This window comes from Paenibacillus sp. FSL W7-1279 (assembly GCF_037969845.1).
Classification (GTDB): Bacteria; Bacillota; Bacilli; order Paenibacillales; family Paenibacillaceae; genus Paenibacillus_AQ.
Genome location: NZ_CP150215.1, coordinates 2030869 through 2055397, shown reverse-complemented (window position 1 = coordinate 2055397; position 24529 = coordinate 2030869). Strand labels below are relative to the sequence as shown.

The 24529-nt window shown below is 51.0% G+C and carries 22 protein-coding genes; 6 read left to right on the top strand and 16 right to left on the bottom strand.

Features of this window, described 5'->3' with window-relative positions; genetic code table 11:
- Positions 1 to 2: 2 nt before the first annotated feature.
- Positions 3 to 1247: a cation:proton antiporter gene (locus MKY82_RS08905; protein ID WP_194541559.1), complete on the top strand. Its 1245-nt coding sequence runs from the start codon at positions 3 to 5 to the stop codon at positions 1245 to 1247.
- Between the two features lie 17 nt (positions 1248 to 1264).
- Positions 1265 to 2134 (top strand): YitT family protein, encoded by an 870-nt coding sequence (locus tag MKY82_RS08900; RefSeq protein WP_339296652.1) that lies wholly within the window; start codon positions 1265 to 1267, stop codon positions 2132 to 2134.
- A gap of 183 nt (positions 2135 to 2317) precedes the next feature.
- Here MKY82_RS08900 and MKY82_RS08895 read toward each other — a convergent pair whose 3' ends face one another.
- The 5 genes from MKY82_RS08895 to MKY82_RS08875 form a co-directional block, all read right to left on the bottom strand.
- Complete coding sequence (locus MKY82_RS08895) at positions 2318 to 2533, bottom strand: DUF2905 domain-containing protein (RefSeq protein WP_071223055.1); 216 nt, start codon at positions 2531 to 2533, stop codon at positions 2318 to 2320.
- A gap of 112 nt (positions 2534 to 2645) precedes the next feature.
- A complete protein-coding gene (locus MKY82_RS08890) occupies positions 2646 to 3479 on the bottom strand; it encodes a carbohydrate ABC transporter permease (protein ID WP_071222826.1) in 834 nt (277 codons plus the stop codon).
- 2 nt (positions 3480 to 3481) lie between these two features.
- Positions 3482 to 4375, bottom strand: coding sequence for a sugar ABC transporter permease (locus MKY82_RS08885; RefSeq protein ID WP_194541558.1), 894 nt, complete (start codon positions 4373 to 4375; stop codon positions 3482 to 3484).
- 78 nt (positions 4376 to 4453) lie between these two features.
- Positions 4454 to 5782, bottom strand: a complete 1329-nt coding sequence (locus MKY82_RS08880; RefSeq protein WP_194541557.1) for an extracellular solute-binding protein — start codon at positions 5780 to 5782, stop codon at positions 4454 to 4456.
- Positions 5783 to 5941: 159 nt separating this feature from the next.
- Positions 5942 to 7429, bottom strand: a complete 1488-nt coding sequence (locus MKY82_RS08875; protein ID WP_339224366.1) for an alpha-N-arabinofuranosidase — start codon at positions 7427 to 7429, stop codon at positions 5942 to 5944.
- Between the two features lie 424 nt (positions 7430 to 7853).
- Here MKY82_RS08875 and MKY82_RS08870 point away from each other — a divergent pair, with 424 nt between their 5' ends.
- The gene (locus MKY82_RS08870; protein ID WP_194541556.1) at positions 7854 to 8771 is read left to right on the top strand and encodes a winged helix-turn-helix transcriptional regulator; all 918 of its coding nucleotides are present in this window, start codon (positions 7854 to 7856) and stop codon (positions 8769 to 8771) included.
- 211 nt (positions 8772 to 8982) lie between these two features.
- Here MKY82_RS08870 and MKY82_RS08865 read toward each other — a convergent pair whose 3' ends face one another.
- The 11 genes from MKY82_RS08865 to MKY82_RS08815 form a co-directional block, all read right to left on the bottom strand.
- Positions 8983 to 10164, bottom strand: coding sequence for a sn-glycerol-1-phosphate dehydrogenase (locus MKY82_RS08865; RefSeq protein ID WP_339295960.1), 1182 nt, complete (start codon positions 10162 to 10164; stop codon positions 8983 to 8985).
- 61 nt (positions 10165 to 10225) lie between these two features.
- Entirely contained in the window at positions 10226 to 11896 is a 1671-nt protein-coding gene (locus MKY82_RS08860) for a ribulokinase (protein ID WP_339295959.1), read from the bottom strand.
- Positions 11897 to 11939: 43 nt separating this feature from the next.
- Complete coding sequence (gene araD / locus MKY82_RS08855; protein ID WP_071222819.1) at positions 11940 to 12629, bottom strand: L-ribulose-5-phosphate 4-epimerase; 690 nt, start codon at positions 12627 to 12629, stop codon at positions 11940 to 11942.
- Positions 12630 to 12722: 93 nt separating this feature from the next.
- On the bottom strand, positions 12723 to 13811 hold the full coding sequence (locus MKY82_RS08850) for a GntR family transcriptional regulator (RefSeq protein WP_220686104.1): 1089 nt from the start codon (positions 13809 to 13811) through the stop codon (positions 12723 to 12725).
- Positions 13812 to 13912: 101 nt separating this feature from the next.
- Positions 13913 to 15400, bottom strand: a complete 1488-nt coding sequence (gene araA, locus MKY82_RS08845) for an L-arabinose isomerase (protein ID WP_194541552.1) — start codon at positions 15398 to 15400, stop codon at positions 13913 to 13915.
- Positions 15401 to 15666: 266 nt separating this feature from the next.
- Positions 15667 to 16362 carry an urea ABC transporter ATP-binding subunit UrtE gene (urtE, locus tag MKY82_RS08840; RefSeq protein WP_194541551.1) on the bottom strand — a complete coding sequence of 232 codons (696 nt, stop codon included), beginning with the start codon at positions 16360 to 16362 and terminating at the stop codon, positions 15667 to 15669.
- Positions 16340 to 17179 (bottom strand): urea ABC transporter ATP-binding protein UrtD, encoded by an 840-nt coding sequence (gene urtD / locus MKY82_RS08835; RefSeq protein WP_339295958.1) that lies wholly within the window; start codon positions 17177 to 17179, stop codon positions 16340 to 16342. The genes urtE and urtD overlap by 23 nt, the downstream gene beginning before the upstream one ends.
- Positions 17154 to 18242 (bottom strand): urea ABC transporter permease subunit UrtC, encoded by a 1089-nt coding sequence (urtC, locus tag MKY82_RS08830; protein WP_194541550.1) that lies wholly within the window; start codon positions 18240 to 18242, stop codon positions 17154 to 17156. The genes urtD and urtC overlap by 26 nt, the downstream gene beginning before the upstream one ends.
- 15 nt (positions 18243 to 18257) lie before the next feature.
- Positions 18258 to 19163: an urea ABC transporter permease subunit UrtB gene (gene urtB / locus MKY82_RS08825; RefSeq protein WP_220686106.1), complete on the bottom strand. Its 906-nt coding sequence runs from the start codon at positions 19161 to 19163 to the stop codon at positions 18258 to 18260.
- Positions 19164 to 19221: 58 nt separating this feature from the next.
- Positions 19222 to 20481, bottom strand: coding sequence for an urea ABC transporter substrate-binding protein (gene urtA / locus MKY82_RS08820; protein ID WP_194541548.1), 1260 nt, complete (start codon positions 20479 to 20481; stop codon positions 19222 to 19224).
- A 305-nt stretch (positions 20482 to 20786) separates the two neighbouring features.
- The gene (locus MKY82_RS08815) at positions 20787 to 21686 is read right to left on the bottom strand and encodes a glycerophosphodiester phosphodiesterase family protein (RefSeq protein WP_339222653.1); all 900 of its coding nucleotides are present in this window, start codon (positions 21684 to 21686) and stop codon (positions 20787 to 20789) included.
- Between the two features lie 274 nt (positions 21687 to 21960).
- Here MKY82_RS08815 and kduI point away from each other — a divergent pair, with 274 nt between their 5' ends.
- The 3 genes from kduI (at position 21961) to kduD (ending at position 24413) form a co-directional block, all read left to right on the top strand.
- The gene (gene kduI, locus MKY82_RS08810) at positions 21961 to 22794 is read left to right on the top strand and encodes a 5-dehydro-4-deoxy-D-glucuronate isomerase (RefSeq protein ID WP_194541546.1); all 834 of its coding nucleotides are present in this window, start codon (positions 21961 to 21963) and stop codon (positions 22792 to 22794) included.
- A 40-nt stretch (positions 22795 to 22834) separates the two neighbouring features.
- A complete protein-coding gene (locus MKY82_RS08805) occupies positions 22835 to 23584 on the top strand; it encodes a DeoR/GlpR family DNA-binding transcription regulator (RefSeq protein ID WP_194541545.1) in 750 nt (249 codons plus the stop codon).
- A 76-nt stretch (positions 23585 to 23660) separates the two neighbouring features.
- The gene (kduD, locus tag MKY82_RS08800; RefSeq protein ID WP_194541544.1) at positions 23661 to 24413 is read left to right on the top strand and encodes a 2-dehydro-3-deoxy-D-gluconate 5-dehydrogenase KduD; all 753 of its coding nucleotides are present in this window, start codon (positions 23661 to 23663) and stop codon (positions 24411 to 24413) included.
- Positions 24414 to 24529: the final 116 nt, after the last annotated feature.

Here is a 24529-nt window from a genome sequence, read left to right as displayed (position 1 = left end):
GAATGGATCATTTGGTTTTAGAAGTTGGACTGGCGATTTTCCTGATCGCCCTGGCGGGGTTGCTATCCGCTAAACTCCGGTTTTCCGTCGTCCCTTTCTACATTCTGGTGGGGATGGCGGTAGGGCCTCATGCTTTTCATTTTGGATCATTTGATTTTCGTTTTATAGAAAGTGCCCCGTTCATCGACTTTATGGGTCGTATCGGTGTACTGTTCCTTCTGTTCTATCTTGGCCTTGAATTCTCGGTCGGCCGGTTAATCAAATCAGGGAAGTCCATCGTTGTCGGCGGCAGCATCTATATTGCCATTAACTTTACGCTTGGACTGATGATCGGGATCTTTTCCGGTTTCCCCGTGGCGGAAACACTCATTGTTGCGGGAATAACCACCATCTCCTCAAGCGCGATCGTAGCGAAGGTGCTGGTTGACCTGAAAAGAACGGCGAATCCCGAAACCGAGATGATTCTTGGTATTATCATGTTCGAGGATGTTTTCCTGGCTGTATATATCTCTATTCTGTCCGGACTCGTATTGAGCGGATCATCATCGCTTGGCGGAGTATTGATATCTGCGGTGATCGCCCTCGGATTTATGCTGCTTGTCCTTATTCTTGGCCGTAAAGCCGTACCGCTTCTGAATAAAGCATTAAATATACGGTCGAACGAATTGTTTGCCTTGGTTGTTTTTGGCGCATTGTTCCTGCTCGCAGGATTCGCCGAGACGATTCATGTCGCCGAGGCCATCGGCGCTCTTCTCGTCGGGCTTGTCCTTGCTGAGACAGAGCATCGTGAACGCATTGAGCATTTGATATTACCATTCCGTGATTTCTTTGGAGCCATATTCTTCTTTAGCTTCGGTTTAACGATTGTACCTTCCGAGCTTGGCGGAGCTGTGTGGTTATCGCTGATCGCCGTGATCATCACGCTCCTTGGTAACTTTATTGCAGGCATGCTTGCAGGACGCAGTGCGGGATTGTCCTCCAAAGCATCCTCCAATATCGGTCTGACCATCGTTTCCCGCGGAGAATTCTCCATTATTCTCGCGAATATGGGTAAAGCGGGCGGACTTGCAACCTTCATTCAGCCGTTTGCAGCCCTGTATGTGCTGATACTGGCGATACTCGGACCGCTGCTCACCAAGGAGTCCAAGCATGTGTATAACTTTTTGAACAAAATCATTAAATTTAAAGACTATAAGGAGAAGAAACCGGTTAAACCGAAGCTAAAGGATGAAAGTGCTAGCGGATAAAGGAGGGTACATTGCCTATGGTTCAAGCCCCGGTTCGGGTAACGAACGGTCCGCAAAAGACCGTAAATAAGGCAAGTACACGAAGAAGAATGAGCATGGCTGCCATCGGAGGACTGATAGCGGCATTCGGTTTAGATTTATTTCTTGTTCCCAGCGGCATCATCGCGGGCGGCGTCACAGGAATCTCTGCCCTCGCTTCGCATCTGACGGGACTTCATACAGGCATGTTTCTGTTTGCATTAAACCTGCCTCTGCTCCTGCTGGTCTACCGTAGGTCCAACCGTGAAAGAGCCGTCATTGCCACCATCGGGCTGCTTACTTTTTCCGTATGCTCGATCCTGTTTTTTCCGGTTCCCGCCCTCATTGACAGCAAGATCGGGAGCGCAGGCATCGGCGGCATTATCCTTGGGCTGGGCATCGGTCTCGGCCTTCGTTACGGCGTCGTCCTGGACACACTCCAAATGCCCAAGATGCCGCAGCAGATATCACATCTGCTGACCCGTTTAAAGCTGCCGTACGTCCATATCATGGTCAATACATTCGTGCTGTCATTGGCCGGACTGCTGCTCGGCTGGGAACGAGCGATGTACTCTGCGATCGCCTGCCTGATGGCGCTGGAGACCGGACGTATTACGACTTCAAGCCTTCCGCTTAAACGCGAGGTCCGGATTCGAAGCGTGAGCGAAGCGGAAATCAGACACAGCATGAAATCCATCATGGGGTATGATTCCAAAGCTGCTGACACGAAAGATGACGCTATGCATGATGGTGACACCATCGGTTCGAGGCAGCTGGTCTATCGGGTTCACATTTTGGAGATGCCCAGGTTCAAATCCATTGTGAGAAGCCTGGATCCGAATGCCGAGATTACCATCATTCAGAAGTAAGTTTCTCTCTAACACGTAGACAGGCCGGCTAAGGGGTTGCCCTAGCCGGCCTGTTTTTTAAGATATCAGAAAGTATAAACTCCGAAGCTTAGGCTTTCCTGATATCGCAAGAAAAACATCCCTAACCGCAGTCTGTCTTCTAAAGTAAGTACGTCGATAGACGTTTTTCTGATGATATCCCTGCTATTTACGAAACTGCTGGATCAGAAACAGAATCAACGAGCCCACCACGCTGATGACGAGGCAGGTTACAATCGGAAAATAAATTTTGACATGGGGTTTATCCACCACGATGTCACCTGGCAGCCGGCCGACAAATCGTCCAATGACAGGCCACAGCAGCCCGATCACAATTAGAGCGCCACCTATCCATAATAGAGCCCGAGTTACAGGATGCAAGGGTACGGTCACCTCATTCTTCAAATCAAACACGTAAGCACGCAGGTTTCCTTGTATCATAGCGGATTTGGGTGCCGCCTGCAAGGTCGGGTCCTTCCTGTCAATCAAGCGATCATCCTTTCACCGCCCCAGCCGTCATTCCGTCGATAAAATACTTCTGGAAGGCCATGAATAAAATAAAGATCGGGATGATCGAGAAAAAGGAGCCGACAATTAATAAATCATAGTTGTTCCCGTAAGGGGTCAAGAGCGTCTTCAATCCGATCGGAAGGGTATACTTGCTATCGTCGCTGAGCACCATGAACGGCCATAGAAAGTTGTTCCAGCTGTTCATGCCGTTCAGAATCGCCATAGCAGCGAAGGATGGCTTCATCACAGGCAGGATCAGCCGCATATAGATTCCGTATTCGGTCGCGCCGTCCACCCGCCCTGCCGCAATCATTTCTTTTGGAACCCCTCTTAAATACTGCCTGAAGAAGAAAATCGTGGCCGCGCTCGCGATCCCCGGCAGGACTATCGCCGAATATGAATTCATTAGGCCCAGGTTGTACGTCAGGGAGTATAGCGGAAGAAGAAGAATTTCAAAAGGAACCATCATAATCAGAAGCACGCAGATAAACAAGAAGTTCTTGCCGATGAAATCGTAGGCTGCAAACCCGTAGGCAACGGTTGCACTGACCAGCAGGGTTAACGTAACCTGCACCACCGTAAGGAGCAAGGAGTTAAAAAACCACATGAAGTAGGAGTGATCCCCTGTAAACAGGTAGGTGAAATTGTCCAGGCTCATCACCGACAGGTCAAATTTCAGATTCAGTCCATACCGGATCAAATCCTCGCCGGGTTTAAACGAGGCAATGGTGACGGCATAGAAAGGGACCAGGATTAGAAAGCACAGTATGGAGAACAAAATGAAGAGGATTATTTTGACCAGCGTTTCTCTTCTCATCCTCAATCCTCCTTCTTGAACATGCCGGAGAGCTTCAGCTGCGTCAGGTTAATGAGCATGGTGATTGCCAGCAGCACAATCCCTACAGCGGCCGCATAACCCAGATTGTTCTTCTCAATGCCTTGACGGTACAGATAACCGACGATCGTGAGACCGATATTTTTCGGGGAGTTGTTGCCGTTCCAGAGCATCATGCTCTCGATAAACATGGCAAGCCCCGCATAAATGCTGATCGTTAACACATAAATCGTGGTCGGCTTCAACAAAGGCATCGTGATTTTGGTAAACTTCTGAAAGGCCGAAGCCCCATCGATGGATGCCGCCTCGTAATATTCGCCCGGGATGTTTTTAAGCCCAGATAAAAAATAGAGCATATTCACTCCCGTCCACCGCCATGTGGCAAGAGCCACCAGAGCAATAAAACCGGTAACCTGTCCCTTCAGAAACTTCACCGGGTCGATCCCGAACCACCCCAGTATACTGTTAATGAGCGACCCTTCCATCTCGCCGAACATCAGCCGAAAAATGGTGCCTGCTACAACAACCGACGTCAGTGCCGGGAAGAAAAAGGATGACTTAAAAAACTCTCTTCCCCACATAAACTTATTGTTGATCAGCACAGCAAACAGCATGGGGAACGGAATCAGGATAAGGAGCGTCAGGATCATGTATATCGCGCTGTTCGTCACCGCCTTCAGAAAGACGCCGTCCCCCATCAGCTTCCCGTAGTTAGCCAAGCCGATCCAATCCGCCTCCTGCCCGAGCTGCGTCTTCTGAAAGCTCATGCTAAACGAGCTGCCCAGCGGAAACACCCAGAATATGAGGAATACCAAAATAAAGGGCAGGACAAACACGTAAGGAGCAACCTTTTGCGAGTACAGAAATTTTTTAATCATGATTCTACTCCTTTAATGAGAGCCGCTCACCGACGAATCCATGAGCAGCTCTTCGTTTTTGTACCGTATGAGCGAGTGTCATTTCAATTCCTGTTCAATTTGCTTTTGGGCATCATTCAGTGCTTCGGTAATGTCCTTGCCATCCTCAAAAATCTCGTTGAAGGTCGTGGTGCACAGGACGTTGTTGATGGTAGGCGATGCGGAGGTCGATTTGATTAACCGGATTTCATCCCGGATCTCATTCAACACATCAAACGGGTTATTGACAAAATATTTCACGAACTGATTCTCGGCATTGTGCGTAACATCCTTCATGTCCCAAACGTCCATATTAACCGGATCGAATCCAAGCGTGTTCCAGATCTCTTTATTGGCATCCAGGGACAGCTTGGCGAATGCCAGAAAGTCTTTCGCCAGCTGTACGTCTTTTGCGGTCTTGGTAACGACCGTGCCGGTGCCGCCGCCGCCAACCGATCTTGGCATTCCTTCTTCAATGACCGGAATCGGCGCGATGGCTATTTTCCCGGACAAGTCGGACATGTAGTTGGTGTATCTGGACATTTGCCACAGCGGCATAAAGGCCGTAGCGTAATTTCCTGCATTAAACTCCCCATAGGCTTCCTCGGTATCGGGCTGGCCGCCGGCAATGGTCGCTATGACATTGTTATCCTGCAAGTCCTTGAGAAGTGTCATGGCCTTCACCATCGCTTCCGAGTTCACGATCGGATTGCCGGAATCGTCCGTCAGATCCGCGCCTTGCTGCGCCAATAGCATGGAAGCTTGCCAGGCTGCGCTTGTATCGGCTGTTCCCATGTACTTGCCCGTTTTTTCATACACCTGGATACCCGCCTGCTTGAAATCCTCCCAAGTTACGATATCCTCAAAGTTGACCCCGGCCTCCTCCAAAATCTCGGTATTATAGAAGGCTACGGATGCGCCAACATGGGTCGGGATGCCGTAGTTAACATCTTCCTTGCTGTATAAGTCAATTCGGGATTTGACGATGGTATCCCGGTATGGATCAATCACGTCATTGAGCGGTTCCAGCTGCGGCGTACCGGACAGGAAATCCGGAAACTTCCCAAGCTCGATATCCGCAATGTCGGGTGCCCCTGTCCCCGATTGAACCGCAATAGACAATTTGTTATGCATGTCGTCATACGGCATGACCGTCACGTTCAGCTTGATTTGGCGTTCGGGATTCTCAGCGTTCCATTTACCCAGCATTTTCTCGAAATGCTGTCCATGCAGCTCAACAAACGTCCAATAAGACAACTCCGTAGCGCTTTCCCCTGCCCCGCCATCCAGAACCGAGGTTTCGCCGCCGGCATTGTTCGATTTACCGCACCCCCACAGAAACAGCGTCAAACATAACACCATGAATACAACCATCCATTTTTTCATCATCCTACTGGACCTCCCTTAATGTTCGTTCATACAAACCTACACTTCAAAAATCGTACTTCTGCTCTCCTCCAGAAATAAAGCGCTTTCATAATGTGTGTAATTTGATATGAGTAGTTGGGAGATGGGGCAGCCCATGATTCAACTGCCCCGTGAATTTCCTTAAGCTTTTTTCAAGCGAATAACGTTCCATGATGCTTTGCCAAGCCTTGCGGTAACCATGCCATTATCAAGCTTAGCTCCACCCTGGTGATGAGGCTTGACTCTTTCCTCGGATGCGGTATTCACCGCTTTCAGATCCTCATGCTCCATGACGATATGCTCCAACAGCCGGTAGCCTTCAAAGCTGCGCACATCACATTCGAGCTCCAATGCTTCCTCCAGATGACGATTCACGGCAAAGATCGTAATTTCTTCATCCTCTTCGTTATGAACAACCGCACTGTCCAAATACGGAACATCGGTAAAATCCTTGGAATCATACTTCGGTGACTCAACGATCGGCAGCAGCGATACGCCCCGGCCAAATCTGGAAGCATGCAGATACGGATAAAAGATCGTCTGCTTCCAAGAACGGCCGCCGTTCTCGGTCATAATCGGCGCGATTACGTTGACGAGCTGTGCCAGGCAAGCCATCTTCACCCGGTCTGCGTGGCGCAGGAAGGTGATCAGCATGCTGCCGACAAGAATGGCATCTTCGAAATTATACACATCCTCCAGCTGCGGCGGAGCAATGCTCCATGGATCAATCTGCCTGTCGGCGTCATTGGAATGGTACCAGACATTCCACTCGTCGAAGCTGAGATACATTGTCTTTTTGCTGCGTTTCTTAGCCTTGATGTAATCGCAGGTGGATTTGACCGTATGAATAAAGTGATCCATATCCAGGGAAAGGGCCAGATAGTTGGCGGTATCGTTATCGCGGTTACCGTAATATTGATGCAGCGATATGTAATCAACCGCCTCGTACGTATGATCCAGCGTCACGGCTTCCCATTCAGGGAATGTAGGCATCCCCGTGCTCGAGCTTCCGCATGAAACCAGTTCAATGGTCGGGTCGACAAGCCGCATGGCTTTTGCCGTCTCCAGCGCAAGCCGGCCGTATTCCGTCGAGGTCTTATGTCCGATCTGCCAAGGTCCATCCATCTCGTTGCCAAGACACCAGGTCTTGATCTTGTGCGGCTGTTCATAACCATGACTGCGTCTTAGATCACTCCAATATGTGCCTCCGGGATGGTTGGTGTATTCCAGCAGATTTCTGGCGGCATCGATCCCCCGAGTACCCAGGTTCACGGCCATCATGACATCCGAACCCACTTCCTTGGCCCAGGATATAAACTCGTTCGTGCCGACATCGTTCGGCTCCAGCGTTCTCCAGGCCAGCTCCAGCCGCTTTGGCCGTTCGGCAACAGGACCTACGCCATCTTCCCAGTTATAGCCCGATACAAAATTCCCGCCGGGATATCTTATAATCGGGACATCCAGTTCCTTGATCAGTTCCTTTACGTCGTTACGAAAACCTCCTGCATCCGCGGTTTCATGGCCGGGTTCGTAAATCCCACCATATACAGCACGGCCTAGATGTTCAATGAACGAACCATAAATACGGTTATCAACTTGCGCGATCCGAAACGACTTATCCACGATCATACGTGCTTTCAATTTCTCAGCTGCCAAGTCCTTCACCTTCCGTTAATATAATTATGAAACAATTCAAATAATATTGAATGAATTCGTTTTCAAGTATAAAATATCATATGAGAGGTCAGCTGTAAATATAGAAATATAAAATGATTTATATAAATTAGAAATGAATTGCTTTTATCCCTAAAAGATCGTTTAATCCTGCTCAAAATCACCATTTTCCCGTGTATTTCGAGTTATTATTTTCATAATAATTTCAAACAAAATGAGTTTCCACTGATCAATTTCTTGTTTTTCCAATAAAAATCACGCAGAATCAGATGGCATCTTTATTTAGCGCACATATTGATTTATAATTATTTGAAATAAACAACTTTACCTATTTACCATCGTTATATAATCCTTTAATCGGAAGAAGGTTTGAGATAAGATGATCTACATTAAAGATTTAATGAGCGGGCTTGACATCTTTAAAGCGCTCAGCTCGGAAATTCGCATTCAAATTTTGGAACTGCTGGCCAAGAACCAAAGCTTGAACCTGAACGATCTCGCGAACAAGCTGAATCTCAGCAATGGCGCTATTACTATGCATATCAAGAAATTGGAAGATAGCGGCCTGATCGAAATCAATACGACTGGCGGGAAGCATGGCATTCAGAAAATCTGCTACCTGAACAAAGATACCCTCATGGTTGATCTTCGCAGCAAGGACATTGATAACTTGTACGAGGTGGAGATTCAGGTTGGCCATTACAGCGATTATCAAGCTATCCCGACCTGCGGGCTTGCGACCAAGGACAGCATTATCGGAGATTTTGACGATCCGCGTTATTTCGCCGATCCGGAGCGGATCAACTCGGAGATCATCTGGCTTACCGAAGGTTTCCTGGAATACCGGATTCCGAATTATTTGAAGTCCAACCAATCGTTCCGCGAGATCCAATTCTCTCTAGAGCTTGGCTCCGAGGCGCCGGGATATTGCGACAATTATCCGTCGGACATTTTCTTTTACGTTAACGGGATCGAGATTGGCAGTTGGACAAGTCCGGGAGATTTCGGGGACAAACGGGGTACCTTCAACCCTGAATGGTGGCCGCCGCATTTGAACCAATACGGCATGTTGAAGCTGATCCGGATTAACAAGGAAGGCAGCTTTATCGATGGATGCCGCATTTCGGATGTCGGTCTGAACCAGATTCAGCTTGATTACAAGAGCGAGCTCACCTTCAGGATCGCCGTTAACGAGCGATCTGTTAATAAACGCGGTTTAACGATTTACGGCAAGCATTTCGGCAACTACAGCCAGGACCTGTTGGCCCGCGTGCTGTATGATGTGAAGGAAGATTAAAAGGAAATACTGATATCTTCGTTATTTGAATACTTTGAGACACAAAGGATTTCAACAAAAAGGGGCTCTCCATGATCATTCGATCATAAAGAGCCTCTTTTTCATAGATATCATCATATGCCTGTGTTAAGAACACGAATGATAACTTCACTGTTTTATTGAACGATTACAGTTCATGATTCATCCACTTCCATGGACTGCTCCGTCTTTCCTAACCAACCTTGGCCTCGTTCAATGCCCTCAAAATGGTATGGCGGTCGCGCAGCGTGTGCGCCTCCTGAAGACTCTCCCGGAACAGCTCGTCATCAATGCCAAGCTCCTGCAGGGTTGACGGACCTCCGGCTTGCCGCAGCAGCTCGGCGATCTCCTCCTTCGAAGGGACCTTACGCAGCCACTCCCGAACCTGCTCTCTATATGTCGCCCAGTGTGTAGGCTCGGCATGAGGATACATGCCCTTATCGGCCGCGTCGTGATAAAGGCTCGATATTTCGCTGCAGGCCACCCCCACTTTGGCACCATGCAGCAGGGCCCGGTTGCCGCGGCGCAAGTACTCCATCTCCCAATAATGCGACAGATGATGCTCCGCCCCGGAGGCAGGGTGGGACTGACCGAACAGCAGCATCGCGATACCCGACTCGATCAAAGCCGTCATCAGAATGCGGATCCCTTCCTCCGTGCGCTGGCCAATCGCCTCCACATGCTGAATGCAAGCCTCAAGCGCCTTCTCCGTAATGGCCGCCACCTGTTCATCATAGGGCTCGCCGGCCGTGGTCGAAGAGAATTTCCAATCCAGCAGCGATGTATATTTGCCTAGCATATCGCCAAAGCCTGCCGCTACCAGCGGCTGCGGTGCCTTCACAAGAATGTCCGGATCGGCGAATATCGCGATCGGAGCCGTGGCCGCAAAGGTTTGCTTGACTCCCCGGATCACGATCGGCGCTCCCGCCGAAGTAAAGCCGTCGACCGAAGGTGCCGTAGGCACCGAGATGAAGGGTTTGCCGCTCCGATGACTCACAAAGCGCGTAATGTCATGAATGGTCCCGGACCCCACAGCGATCAGGCATCCTGTCCCTTCAGGCTCCACTTCGATAAACAGCTGCATCAAGGAGCGTTCATCCGCGACAACGTCGCCTTGCTCATCTGGCTGAATCAGACACAGCCGGGGCTTCTGACCATCGGCTTCCAGGCTCTGCACCAGCTTTTTACCCGCCGCTTCATACGTATTCGCATCTGCAACAACGATTGGTGAACTGAGGCCCTGCCGTTTAAGATACGAAGGCACGTCTTGCACAGCGCCGGGCTCAAGCACCATGGTTTCTAGCCCGCGGAACGTCGGCTGCTGCTCCCTAATCCGGTTCATTAAACCTTTTGCATCGTTCAAGTAATCCGTCACGTTCGTTCCTCTCCTTCATCCCATCCTGCCGTATTTATTCAGGCTTCTAGTCTGACAGGGCCTATTCAGCCGTTTGCTTAATTCGTTTCAGCCGCTTCATCACGTCGTTTTCGCCCCGGCCAAAATAGTCATGCAGCTTGCTGTATTCCTGATACAGCTGCTCATACACTTCCACATGCTCCGGAATCGGCTTGAAGGTCTCTTCCTTCACCCGTGCCATCTTCTCGGCGGCATCGATAATCGAATCATACCCGCCCTGCGCCTCGCCCGCAGCGACTGCAGCGAACATCGCGGCGCCAAGCGCCGGCGTCTGTTTGGAATCAGCCACCATAATTTCGCGATTCGTCACATCCGCATAAATCTGCATCAAGAGACGGTTCTTTTGAGGCAGTCCGCCGCAAGCATACAGGACGTCCACCGCGACACCGTTCTCGTGAAAAGCGTCCACGATTTTGCGCGTACCGAATGCGGTCGCCTCAAGCAAGGCGCGGTAGATTTCCTGCGGCTTCGTCAACAGGGTCATCCCTAACATCAGCCCGGTCAGATCCGTATCCACCAGCACGGAACGGTTGCCGTTCCACCAATCCAGTGCAAGCAATCCGGTTTGACCCGGCTTATAGGCAGCCGCTTCTCGCTCAAGCCATTGATGCACGCCGATTCCTTCCTCGGACGCAGCTTCTTTTACATACGCGGGAAGCGCTTCCTCGACGTACCATTCAAAAATATCGCCTACTGCCGATTGCCCGGCTTCATAACCGTATAATCCGGGAATGATGCCATCCTCGACGACACCGCACATCCCTTCAACCTGCTTCTCTTCGGTACCGAGCAGCATATGGCAGATCGATGTGCCCATCGCCATTACCAGCTTGCCCGGTGTGACGACACCGACCGCAGGCACCGCGGCATGAGCGTCAACGTTGCCGACGGCCACGGCAATCCCTGGAGTTAAGCCCATCATCTCCGCCATCTTCTCAGTAAGACCGCCTGCGCTGCTGCCGAGGGGACGGACCTCTCCGCGCAGCTTCGTATCGGTCAGATCCTCCAGCCGGGGATCCAGCGCCTTAAAATATTCCTTGCTTGGATATCCGTCTTGTTTATGCCATATCGCTTTGTAACCAGCCGTACAGCTGTTGCGAACAATCTGGCCGGTCATTTGGGAAATGACCCAATCGGTCGCTTCCAGGAATCGGTCCGCACGTTCATAGATCGCCGGTGCCTCATCAAGAATTTGCCATACCTTGGCAATCATCCATTCGGAAGAAATCTTCCCGCCATAGCGGGGCAAGAAGGCTTCTCCGCGCTCAGCGGCAATCGCGTTGATCTTGTCTGCTTCAGGCTGGGCGGCATGATGCTTCCACAGCTTAACCCAGCTGTGCGGCTGGTCGGCCAGCTCCGGTTGGAAGCAGAGCGGCTCCCCAAGCTCGTCAACGGGCAGCATGGTGCAAGCCGTAAAATCAATGCCGATGCCGATCACATCCGCCGGATCAATGCCGGATTGCTGAATAACGGCAGGCACGGATACCTTCAGAACCTCCAGATAATCCCCCGGATGCTGCAGCGCCCAATCGTGCTCCAGCTTCTTACCGGAACCTGGCAAAAATTCATCGATGACATGATGCCGGTAAGGCGTAACATGATCCGCTACTTCCTGCCCGTCAGCCAAATTAACCAACACCGCTCGCCCGGACTGTGTTCCGTAATCAACACCAATGGTGTATTTATTCCCCATCTTATTTCCTCCTACAGATGAAATCATTAATGATGAATACAAGTTACTTTTGACCGTAATAGGCATTAACTCCATGCTTCCGCAAAAAATGGCGATCCAGCAGCGTCTGATCCATCGGTTCGGTTTCCGGATTAATTTGCTGCATCCGGGCTGCAATTTTAGCGCATTCCTCTAACACTACCGCGTTATGCACCGCATTATGCGGATCCTTGCCCCACACGAATGGCGCATGCGAATGGACAAGCACCCCGGGCACCATGTTCGGATCCAGGTCCGCGAATCGCTCGACAATAACGTTGCCCGTCTCCAGCTCATAGGCTCCCTCAATTTCTTCGCGGGTCATGGGCCGCGTAACCGGAATCTCTCCGTAAAAATAGTCGGCGTGCGTCGTTCCGTAGGCAGGAAGCGCACGTCCGGCTTGAGCCCAACTCGTTCCCCACGGAGAGTGGGTATGCACAATTCCGCCAATCTCTTTAAAGTTCTGATATAGGACCAGATGAGTCGGGGTATCGGAGGAGGGGCGCATATCCCCTTCAACGACATTTCCCTTCAAATCCAGAACGACCATGTCGGCCGCTTTCAAATCCTCATAAGGCACACCGCTTGGCTTAATGACAAACAGTCCACGTTCACGGTCGATGCCGCTGACATTTCCCCATGTAAAGGTAACGAGTCCGTGCTTCGGAAGCTCCAGATTCGCCTCCAGCACCTGCTGCTTTAAATCCTCCAACATGAACAACCGCTCCTCTCTATATTTGAAAAATATAGTTGTACGTACAAGTTGGCAAACAAGAGTCCGAAACTCGGACCTTGCACTCCCTTATCTCTACCGTTTCTTCACCGATTCTCTCTCCACCAGCTCCGGCTGAAACACCGTATCCTCTATAACGGTATGAAACTCAATCATACTAATTAATTGTCTGGCCGCCATGATTCCCATCTCTGTCTTCGGGTGGGTCATCGTCGTCAGCTTCACGCCGGAAGCAACGGCAAGCGTCGAATCATCGAAGCCGACCATGGACACATCCTGCGGAATATGCAGCCCGCATTGCCCGGCAGCCTCCGCTAAAGATACAGCCAGCTCGTCGTTATAACATACAAACCCCGTCGGTCGCTGCTCCTCCGGCTGCTTCAGCAACTGGATGGCCTGATCATACGGAAGACTTCCCTTCTGTTCCGTTGTATACGTAACCACCCGCTCCGGTGAAACGGGAATTCCAGCCTCGCGATGTGCACGTAAGAAGCCTTTCAGCCGGTTCACGCCTTGAAGATCATCCCGCTTGAAGAATCCGGCTATCGCCTGGTGTCCGTTCTCGATCAAATGACGTGTGGCCTTGTAACCGCCAAGCTCATCATCAAGCTTCAGACAAGGACATTCCAGCTCCCGATACTTCTCATTGATCATCAAAAACGGAATTCCCTTCTCCTGCAGGGACAGGAAATACGTCAAATTCGGGTTGCCCTCCGCACTCTTGGTCGGCTCGATAATGAGCCCGCTGAGCGGCTGACTGGTCATGAGCTGAAGACTCTCCATCTCCTTCACCTTGTTGTTATCGGTACTAGAGAGCAGCAGGCGATATCCCTTGCTGCGCAGCTCCGCCTCCGCTCCCCGAACGATATGCGGGAAGATATAATCCGAGATGTAGGTTGTAATGATGCCGATCGTCTTAACCTGCTCACTCTCCCGCCGGTCGGGATTTCTGGCGAACGTCCCTTTTCCCTGAATCCGTTCCAGCCAGCCCTCCTTCTCCAGCTCGCCGAAGGTTTGGCGGACCGTCTGGCGGCTTACGCCGAACTGGTCGGCGATTTCATGCTCCGAAGGAACCTGTTTGCCTGCTTGAAGCCTTCCGGATTCAAACCAGGAGAGCAGTTCGTTTTTTAATACAATATATTTGGGTATCCGTCTATTATTCATCATTCACCTCTAGCCTCACGCACTCATTATGTTAGGATCACCTGCAATCCTAAGTTATCTCGCTATTGTAACACAGGCCAGGGGAATGCCGACAGAACCAGTTACCGCAGACGGTATGCGGCTTCACTCCAACGCAGCTCGTTCTTGAAGCGAGGTATCGTTGTATCCTTATCAATAATGACCGCTTCAATGCCGACCATCTCCGCCCAATCGCTCAAATGCTCTGCCGTCATGGCATAAGATAGAACGGTATGGTGCGCTCCGCCAGCCAAAATCCACGCTTCCGCAGACTCGCGAAGGGATGGCTGCGGTTTCCACAGCACACGGGCAACCGGCAGCTTCGGCATCGGCTGTTCAACCTTGACGCCATCCACCACATTCACCAGCAGTCTGAAACGGTGTCCGAGATCAACCAGGGAAGCATTCACAGCTGGGCCGTCCTGGCCGTTAAACACGAGACGTGCCGGATCTCCCTTGCCCCCGATCCCGAGCGGATGAACCTCCAGCGTCGGTTTATCCAATGCGATGGTCGGACATACCTCCAGCATGTGCGATCCAAGAATCATATGATTCCCCGGCTCGAAGTGATAGGTGTAGTCCTCCATGAAGGAAGTGCTTTTATTGCCGGCAAGCACCTTCAATACACGGGTCAAGGCAGCTGTTTTCCAATCCCCTTCCCCGCCGAAGCCGTAACCCGACTCCATCAGACGCTGTACGGCGAGTCCCGGAAGCTGCTTCATTCCATGCAGATCCTCAAAGGTCGTCGTGAATGCGCCAAAGCCGCCTTCCTCGAGGAAACGACGAAGCGCAATCTCGATCCGGGCTTGGTACGCAATGGAATCGCGTACAGGGCCATCGCTAAGCCCTTCCTTGGTTATCGAATACAAGTCGGCATATTCATTCAAGAGGGCTTTTACCTCATCATCGCCGACTTCATTCATGGACTGCACAAGATCGCCGATGCCATAACCGTTCACGGACCAGCCAAGCTTGATTTGCGCTTCTACTTTATCTCCTTCGGTTACTGCCACCTGGCGCATATTATCGCCGAAGCGGGCCACCTTCAGCCTGCGGCTTTCGGCATAGGCCGCGGCGGTCCGCATCCAGCCGGCAATGCTGTCACGAACCTCCCCGTCTTCCCAATGGCCCACAACCACCTTGCGGGCAATTCCGAGACGGGCACCGATATGACCATACTCGCGATCACCGTGAGCGGATTGGTTCAAATTCATAAAGTCCATATCAATCGTTTCCCAAGGGATATCCCGGTTGAATTGGGTATGGAAATGAAGAAGCGGCTTCTGCAATTGGGCTAGCCCCGCAATCCACATTTTGGCCGGGGAGAAGGTATGCATCCAGGTCATAATCCCTGCGCAGGACTCATCGTTGTTAGCCTCAAGAATCAGGTTGTATATTTCATCGGGTGTCGTTACGATCGGCTTGAACACAATGGGGTAGGAAAATACAGGATCTTTATCAAACTCCGTTGCCACGATGCGGGAATGCTCAGCTACCTGCTCCAGCGTTTCGGGACCATACAAGTGCTGGCTTCCGGTGACGAACCAAAAAGAATGCGGTTTCAATTTCATAATAATAACGCCTCCTGTATGAATGCTTGCTCACTAACTTGTACATACCTATATACAATAATTATCGATCTACTTATAAATGTACGTACAAGTTGAATCACTCACATTCTAACCCCGCATCTCAAAAATAGCAAGATCTAAATAAAAAAAAGAGCTGCCCCTGCAGGTGGAAAAAACGAACCCTTACAGAGACAACCTTCTATTTATTCAAATGATGATGATAATTTATCTCCAAAACGCCAATGAACTCGAATGAGTACTCTTCCTTAGACCGTCAAATAATGCTCGAACTGCTCCATATCGATAGCATCCTGTACCCCTTCGGCAACAATTGTGCCTTTATCCATGACATAAATATAGTCGGCTACGCTCCGAACAAACTCGATGCTCTGCTCCACCAGAATGACCGACGTTTCCCCTTTGGCTTTGATCCCCCGGATCACGTCTTGAATTTCCTCCACGATGGAAGGCTGGATTCCCTCGGTCGGCTCGTCGAGCAGCAGCACCTTGGGTCTGGAAGCGAGCGCCCTCGCAAAGGCTAGCTGCTGCTGCTGACCACCGCTTAAATCACCGCCTTGACGGTGGTACATTTGGGGCAGCACTGGGAACAGGGCTAACACATCCTCCGGGAATGCCTTCCTCCTCGGCACGATTGGCTCAAGTCCGAGCAGCAGATTTTCCTTCACGGTAAGCTGGGGAAAAATCTCGCGCCCTTGCGGAACATACCCGATGCCGCCTCTCGCTCTTTTTACGGAATCCCAGCCGGTAACCTCCTGCTCGCCAAGAGTCATCCGTCCCTGCCGGATTTTCAACTGCCCGATCAGGGTCCGCATGAGCGTGGTTTTGCCGACGCCGTTGCGCCCTACCAGACACACGACCTTCGCCGGGTCGACAACCATGGATACGCCGCGGAGGACGGGGCTCTCCCCGTAGCCCGATTCAATGCCCTGCAGCTTGAGCATTCGCCTCCCTCCTTTTTCCCAGATAAATCTCGGCTACCAGCGGATCGCGTTGAATCTCCTGCATGGAGCCTTCCTTCAGCAGTTTCCCTTCATGCATCACGGTAACCTTAGCGGCAAAAGAGCGCACAAACTCCATGTCATGCTCAACGACAACGACGGAGCATTCCATGGCGATGCGCTGGAGGAGCGCGCCGGTCTTCATCGTCTCCTCGTCCGTCATCCCCGCCACCGGCTCATCGAGCAGCAGAAGCCGCGGCTTCTGAAGCAGCAGCATGCCGATCTCCAGCCATTGCTTCTCTCCATGCGACAGAGAGCCTGCCCGAACGTGTATCCGATCGGGCAGCCCGATCAACTCCAGAACCTTCTTCATTTCGAACGTGGTGCATCGATTTCTCCTGGCCTTCAGCGCACGGAACACGCTTCGATCGGGATCGACTGTCAGCTCCAGGTTTTCTTTGACGCTCAGGTTAGGAAATACCGACGGCGCTTGAAATTTTCGCCCCACGCCGAGACGGGCGATTTCATACTCCCGCTTTCTGGTGATTTCCAGTCCGTCCCCCAGCAGCACCTTTCCTGCGGCAGGCTTTGTTTTCCCGCAGATCACGTCCAGCATCGTGGTTTTTCCCGCGCCGTTCGGGCCGATCAGAAAATGCAGCTCATGCTGACGCAGTGCCAGATTCATGCCGTTTACCGCCACAAACCCGCCAAAAGTGACCGTAATGTTCTCCGCGGACAACACGATGGGGGAAATACCGATACCCCTGACTTCACCATGGACAGCTAGCGGCAAATCAACTCTCTTCGCGTACGGCTGCATGCACAGTCCCTCCTCTTCGAGATAATGACGAAGCCACCTTGCTCCACAATCCGGTCAATCCTTTTGGCATCAACACAACAACGATGACAAATAATGCACCCAATACAAGCAGCCATCCTTCCGGATAAGCCTCGCTGATCCCGGTCTTGGCCGCGTTCAGCAGCACGGCGCCAATAATAGCGCCGATCAGCGTTCCCCTGCCGCCGAGAGCGACCCAGAGCACCATTTCAATGGATGGAACGATGCCCATCATTGACGGCGAAATAATGCCGACCTGAAGGACAAACAGCATGCCTGCAAGCCCGGCCAGACCGCCCGATACGGCAAAGGCAAAGGTCTTGTAACGGGAAGGGTCAAAACCCAGAAACCGCACCCGGTTCTCCCCATCTCTTGAGGCTTCCAGCACCTGGCCCACCCTGCTGTTCACAATTCTTCGGCACAGAATATAGGCTCCTGCCAAAGCGGCAAGCGTAATAAAATACAACCCGATTTTCGTTGACGGCGCATTCAGATTAAACCCCAAAATGGAATTGTATCCCGTAAGCCCGTTCGTGCCCCCTGTCCACTCCTGCTTGCCTACAAACAGCGTAACCACAATCATAACCAGAGCCTGCGTCAGAATCGTAAAATATACGCCGACGATCCGGTTGCGAAACGTAAAGAATCCAAGTATCAACGCAAGCAGGGCCGGAAGCAGCATCCCCAGTAGCAAGGCCGCGGGGAACGATCGGAACGGCTCCCAGAACCATGGGAGCGCCGTCACCCCACTCCATCCCATGAAATCAGGCAGGGAAGCGCCGCTGGCGTCCAGCTTCAAATACATGGCCATGGCATAAGCGCCTAATCCAAAGAACACGCCGTGCCCAAGGCTTAAAATGCCGCCATAGCCCCAGATCAGATCAAGCCCGACCGCCAGGATCGCCAAAGCCAGAAATTTCGTTAACAAACCGAGGCGAAAAGGGGTCGTGAACAAAGGTGCCATACACATCAGGAGCAGTACCACGCTCCACATCATCCGTTTCGATCGGCTGCCGGGGTTTCCTGTCAACCATTTCAGCACCATACCATCCCCTCCTCTCTAATCCAGGCTGCGTGTTCGTAGTGCAACGAGCCCGCGTGGCTTCCACTGCAGGAATGCCACGATGCAGGCGAATACCAGCACTTTGCCGATGGATGCCGAAGTGTAGGTCTCAAACAGCGTATTGAACACGCCAATGCCCAGCGCCCCGGCAACCGTGCCGATCAATTTCCCAACGCCGCCAAGGACCACCACCATGAAAGCATCGACAATATAGTAGGTTCCGATCGAAGGACCGATCGGGCCAAGCAATGTTAACGCGCAGCCGGCAATGCCGGCAATGCCCGAGCCGATCGCAAACGTCAGGCCGTCCACGCGTCGGGTTGAAATACCGAGACACCCGGCCATGCTTCGATTTTGCATCACCGCCCGCATTCTTCGGCCTTGGACCGTTCTATAAATATAGAGATACATGGCTGTCAGCACGACGGCCACCAATACGATGATGAACAGCCGCTTGTATGGAAGGACGATGCTTGAAGTGATCGCCAGCCCGCCGTTTAGCCAGGACGGGCTGGTAACAGCCACATTCGGCGCGCCGAAGATGAATCTTGCGATTTGCTGGAGCATCATCCCGACGCCCCATGTAGCGAGCAGACTATCCAGCGGCCTGCCGTACAGATGGCGGATGAGCACCATTTCAAGCAGCCATCCGACGGCGGCTGCAACCAAGAACGATACAAGCAAAGCTGCGATGAAATAGGTGTCGAACCAGGATTTCGGCATATACGCGGTAAACAAACCTTGCGTGACGTACGTTGAGTAAGCACCGATCATGATCAGCTCGCCATGGGCCATATTAATGACATTCATCAAGCCGAACGTCACCGCTAAGCCAAGAGCAATCAATAATAGGATCGAGCTGACGCTGAGTCCGTTAAACACTTGCAGGATCGTCATTTCCATCCGGGTGTACCTCCTTTCACGAAATAACCTGTAGGCCATCCATGCATGAGATGAAGCTTTATTCTCCGCTTAATCCCTTCGCCCAATCATAGGTTTTCAGATAGGGATCCGGTTTAACGGGTTCTCCCGAATTCCAGAGCTCCTTAAATTGTCCGTCAGCCTGCACCTCGCCGATGCGCACCGTTTTATGAATGTGCTGATTCTCCCCATCAATGGTTACTTTCCCTTCCGGAGCGGCGAACTCAATGCCTTTTGCCGCTTCCTTCACCTTGGCCACCTCCGTTGTTCCTGCCTTCTCTACCGCGGCCTTCCATAAGTACACCGCCGTGTATCCCGCTTCGATCGGGTCAGCCGTCACGCGGTCAGCGCCGTATTTTGCTTTGTATTTGTCGACAAAAGCCTTGTTCTCCGGAGTATCGGTAGATTGATAATAGTTCCAGGCTGCCAGATGACCCTCCAGTATATCTGCGCCGATGCCTCGGATCTCCTCCTCCGCCACGCTGACGGACAGCGTGGTCATATCCTTGGAGGTAATGCCCGCATCCTTCAGCTGCTTGAAGAAGGCCACATTGCTGTCGCCGTTCAGCGTGTTATAGACGATATCGGGCTTCGCCTCCTTGATCTTGGCTATAATCGTGCTGAAATCGGTATGACCCAGCGGCGTGTATTCCTCCCCAGCCAGTTCGCCGCCCTCTGCCGTCAACTGTGCCTTGATGATCTTGTTGGCCGTTCTCGGAAACACGTAATCGGAGCCGAGGAGGAACATTTTTTTGCCGCGGTTCTCCAGCAGCCAGGACACTGAGGGTACGATCTGCTGATTGGTTGTTGCGCCCGTATAAAAAATGTTAGGTGAGGATTCCAGCCCTTCATATTGGACCGGATAGAATAAAAGGCCGTTGTTCTGTTCGAAAACAGGGAGCATGGCTTTCCGGCTGGCAGAGGTCCAGCCTCCGAATACGGCGGCAACCTTATCCTGCTGCAGCAATTTGCCCGCTTTCTCCGCGAAGGTCGGCCAATCCGAGGCACCGTCCTCGATTACGGGTTCGATCTGCTTGCCAAGCACGCCGCCAGCTGCATTGATTTCTTCGATGGCAAGCATCTCTGCATCCTTAACGGATACCTCGCTTATGGCCATCGTTCCGCTGAGTGAGTGAAGAATGCCAACCTTAATTGAATCGCCAGCGGCTTCTACCGCCGGACTCCCGTTATCCGCTCCGGCGGTTGGAGCGGCTTCCTTTTCCGTCACGCAGCCTGACATCAAGATTGCACATAAAACAAATGAGGCCCAGCCTTTAACGATCACGCTTTGTTTCTTCATTCGCTCCCAACTCCCTTTTTTACGTTTCCGAACATTCTATCTGCAAACTGACTTCTCTGTTCGTTATCCCACATTATAGTTGCCTTATATTTCCTATGTCAATAATCATGACATTATTTTATTTATTTTTTCGAAAATAACTAAGAATTCTTTTTGTTTTTCGCACTTTAAGTAATGTTATATTACATTAATGATAGATAAACCATGCAATTTACTCTTAATTTTTATTTATATGTTATATTTACTTACACATTAAAAAAGACAACCCTTGATTTCTCAAAAGGTTGTCAACACCGTTACGCCATTTATCTGATCATTTTCCTGTTCGAAATTGAAATCGGTACCCGATCCGGGTAATCCGTAATAATCCCATCCACGTTAATTTGAAGCACATAAGGAATCTGCAGCATATCCCGAATGGTCCATACCATCGTTTTCAGCCCGGATTGATGTATCTTTTGAACCAGCCCTTTGGATACCAGCCTCATCGATACATTCACATACTCCGCATAGGTCTTCATATCTTCCAGCTGCTGCTTGGATAAGTCGCCCGCACTGGTGATAACAACGCCCAGCGGGATATCGGGCATCAGCTGCCGGAATCGAAGGAGAGAGTCCTTATCTGCTGACTGCACGATGATCAGGTCCTTATACCTCTCACCACCATCAGCGCCGATGATATACCTTTTCAACTCGTCTGCAACCCTTTGCTCGATACCCGGATACCGGGAGGGAGATTTCAATTCGATCAACAGCCCGATACGCCCCGCGAAATGCTCAAGCACCTCCGCCAAAGCGGGAATGACTTCTCCTTTAAACGCCGAATCGTACCATGAACCTGCATCCAGCATACGCAGCTCCTCAAAGGTTAAATCGCCTACTTCTCCCTGCCCATCGGTGGTTCGCTCAACCGTGGAATCATGAATCACAACGACCTGTCCATCCTTGCTCAATTGGACATCCAATTCCAGCATATCCGCTCCCATATCAAATGCTTTAACAAAAGAAGCCATCGTATTTTCCGGGGCATAACCCGACGCCCCCCGATGGGCAATATTAACCCAGGACTGATCGCGCTCATTCTCCGACCTCATCCATACTTCCCGTTCCCCAGTTTGATGATAAGGATAATACGGGACATCAGCGTTATTTTGAGAACCGGCCACTGCGAGCACAGCTGTTAGAATAACAATCATTCTTTTCATCGGGTTATCAATCTCCTAGTCGTACCTTGTTCACTTCATAGCTAGCCTTGCTGAAGAACATTTCAGGGCAGCCTGCCCATCCCCATTGATGCTAGTTCTTCCCTTTCTGCTCCAAGTTCAGTCAGATATATATGAAGTCGGTTCGATGTTCACCAGGTGTTAATTATGGTTCATTTTGTATTTAGCTCTTGTAATATGAACATAAATGGAGTAATTTGTACTTATATGAACATTATGAATTCATTATAATAGAATGATGAGGAGATGAACGAACATGGAAAGACGTTATGCATCACACCCTAATGAAGTGAAACAATATGACACAGAAAGACTCCGCAAGGAATTCCATATCCCCGTCCTGTTTACGCCTGACAAGCTGGAGCTTGTCCTGACGCACGAAGATCGTATGATTATCGGCGGCGCCGCTCCCGTTCAAGAACAAGTCAAATTGGAAACCGACCTTAAAGAGCTGGGTGTTTCCTCTTTCCTGGAACGCCGTGAGCTTGGCATTATCAATATTGGCGGACATGGTACCGTACTGGTGGACGGTGCGGAGCATGAACTGAACAACAAAGAATGCTTGTACGTTGGCATGGGCACGGAAGAGGTTATTTTTAAAAGCACGGATCCATCCAACCCAGCCAAATTCTATTTGAATTCTGCGCCAGCGCACCAAACATTCCCGACAGCCAAGGCCACTCTGGAGGAAGCCGATTCCAGCGCTTTGGGCGATATCAAAAATTCCAATGATCGCGTGATCTATCGTTTCATCCATCAAAAAGGCATTGAGAGCGCCCAGCTTGTCATGGGTATGACCCTGCTGAAAGAAGGAAACATGTGGAACACGATGCCTGCCCATACCCACCCAAGACGGATGGAGGCTTATCTCTATTTTGATTTACCGGAAGAAGCGGTTGTCATCCATCTGATGGGTGAACCCAATGAAACGCGGCACATCGTCATGCGCAATGAGCAGGCCGTGATTTCGCCAAGCTGGTCGATCCACAGCGGGGTAGGCACAAGCAACTATACCTTCATCTGGGGCATGGCCGGAGATAATAAACGTTATGATGATATGGACCCGGTGTCCATAAAAGATTTAAAATAGAGGGGATTATCCATTAACCCACGGAAGAGTTGAGATTCATATGAACCCGTTACGACGCTATGAAAAAATAATGGAGTACCTTCTAACCCATAAAGAAGTGACTGTCGCCGACCTAAGCCAGCAGCTTCAAGTAACCGGAAAAACCATACGCGAGGATCTGACCAAGCTGGAGGAACAGGGTCTAATCGTTCGTGTGCATGGCGGAGCTGTCCTTGCGCACAGCGATCAATTCGGCATCCTGCCGTCCAAAGAACCGCTTGCCAAGCATCCGACTGAAAAGACCGAAATCGCGCTGAAAGCGCTGAAGCATATCAATACCGATGACATCATCGCCTTAGACGGAGGCAGCACCACGCTGGAGATTGCCCGCAGGCTGGAGGATGTGCCTCTGACGGTCATTACGAACGATGTGTATATCATCAGCGAATTGGCGACCAAGAATCATATCCGATTGGTCGTTCCGGGGGGCTACCGGGTCCGAAATATGCTCGCAGGCCCTGAAGGCGTATCGTATGTATCACAGCTGAACATTCAAAAAGCCTTCATATCCGCCACGGGCGTCCATCTTGATCATGGATTGTCCATATATACCGGGGACTTGATCCCTTTCAAACGGGCATTAATCGAAACTTCGCTGGAGGTATATGCCGTTGTCGATCATCACAAATTTGGTCAAACGGCATTAAGGACATTTTCATCCCTGCAGGAGATCAACGGTATCATTACCGATGCGGGACTGCCACCCGAGACGATCAAACAATATGAAGGTGCCGGCGTTACCATGCTGTAAGCGCCGCATCAAAACTCAAAACCGGCCTAACTTCATAATTACTAAATAGAGAGCATATGAGAGGGGATACTGGAGCATGAACAGGTTTGACTTATCAGGCAAAACCGCAATCGTCACCGGCTCCGCCAGAGGACTAGGGCAAGGCATAGCGATAGCTCTAGCCGAAGCCGGAGCGGATATCGTTGCCGTGTCCATGAATACAAGCGCCGAAACGATAGAAGCCATCACTTCACTCGGCAGAAAAGCTTCCGAAATTCAGGTCGATCTAAGCGACCAGAGCAAACTCCAGCAAACTTTTGACCAAGCGCTGGAGCTGACGGGGCATGTGGACATTCTCGTAAACAATGCCGGCATTATCCGCCGGACGCCCGCCAAGGATCATGGTACTCAAGATTGGCTTGACGTGATTGACTTGAATCTGAATACCGTATTTTTGCTGTCCCAACTTGCCGGAAGACATATGATTGAACGCGGCAGCGGCAAAATCATTAACATTTGCTCCATGCTGTCCTACCAAGGCGGAATCAACGTGCCCGGATATACGGCAAGCAAGCATGGTGTTGCCGGCCTTACGAAAGCTTTGGCCAATGAATGGGCAGCCAGCGGCATCCAAGTGAACGGAATTGCTCCCGGTTATATCGAAACCGATAATACGGCAGCCATCCGTCAGGATGAGGAACGACGGACTTCCATTACGGAACGTATTCCTGCCGGACGCTGGGGGAAACCCGAGGATATTGGCGGACCCGCCGTATTCCTCGCTTCCGCCGCTTCGGATTATATGAACGGACATGTGCTTTGTGTTGATGGCGGATGGATGGCCCGTTAAGAAGCATAAAGCGCTGTATTAAGAGCATATCAACGCTAGCTTCAATTCTATCTAGCAAAAATAGGCTGTGCTTATCCGCTGCTGCTGCAGGCGGAGATAGCACAGCCTATTTCATT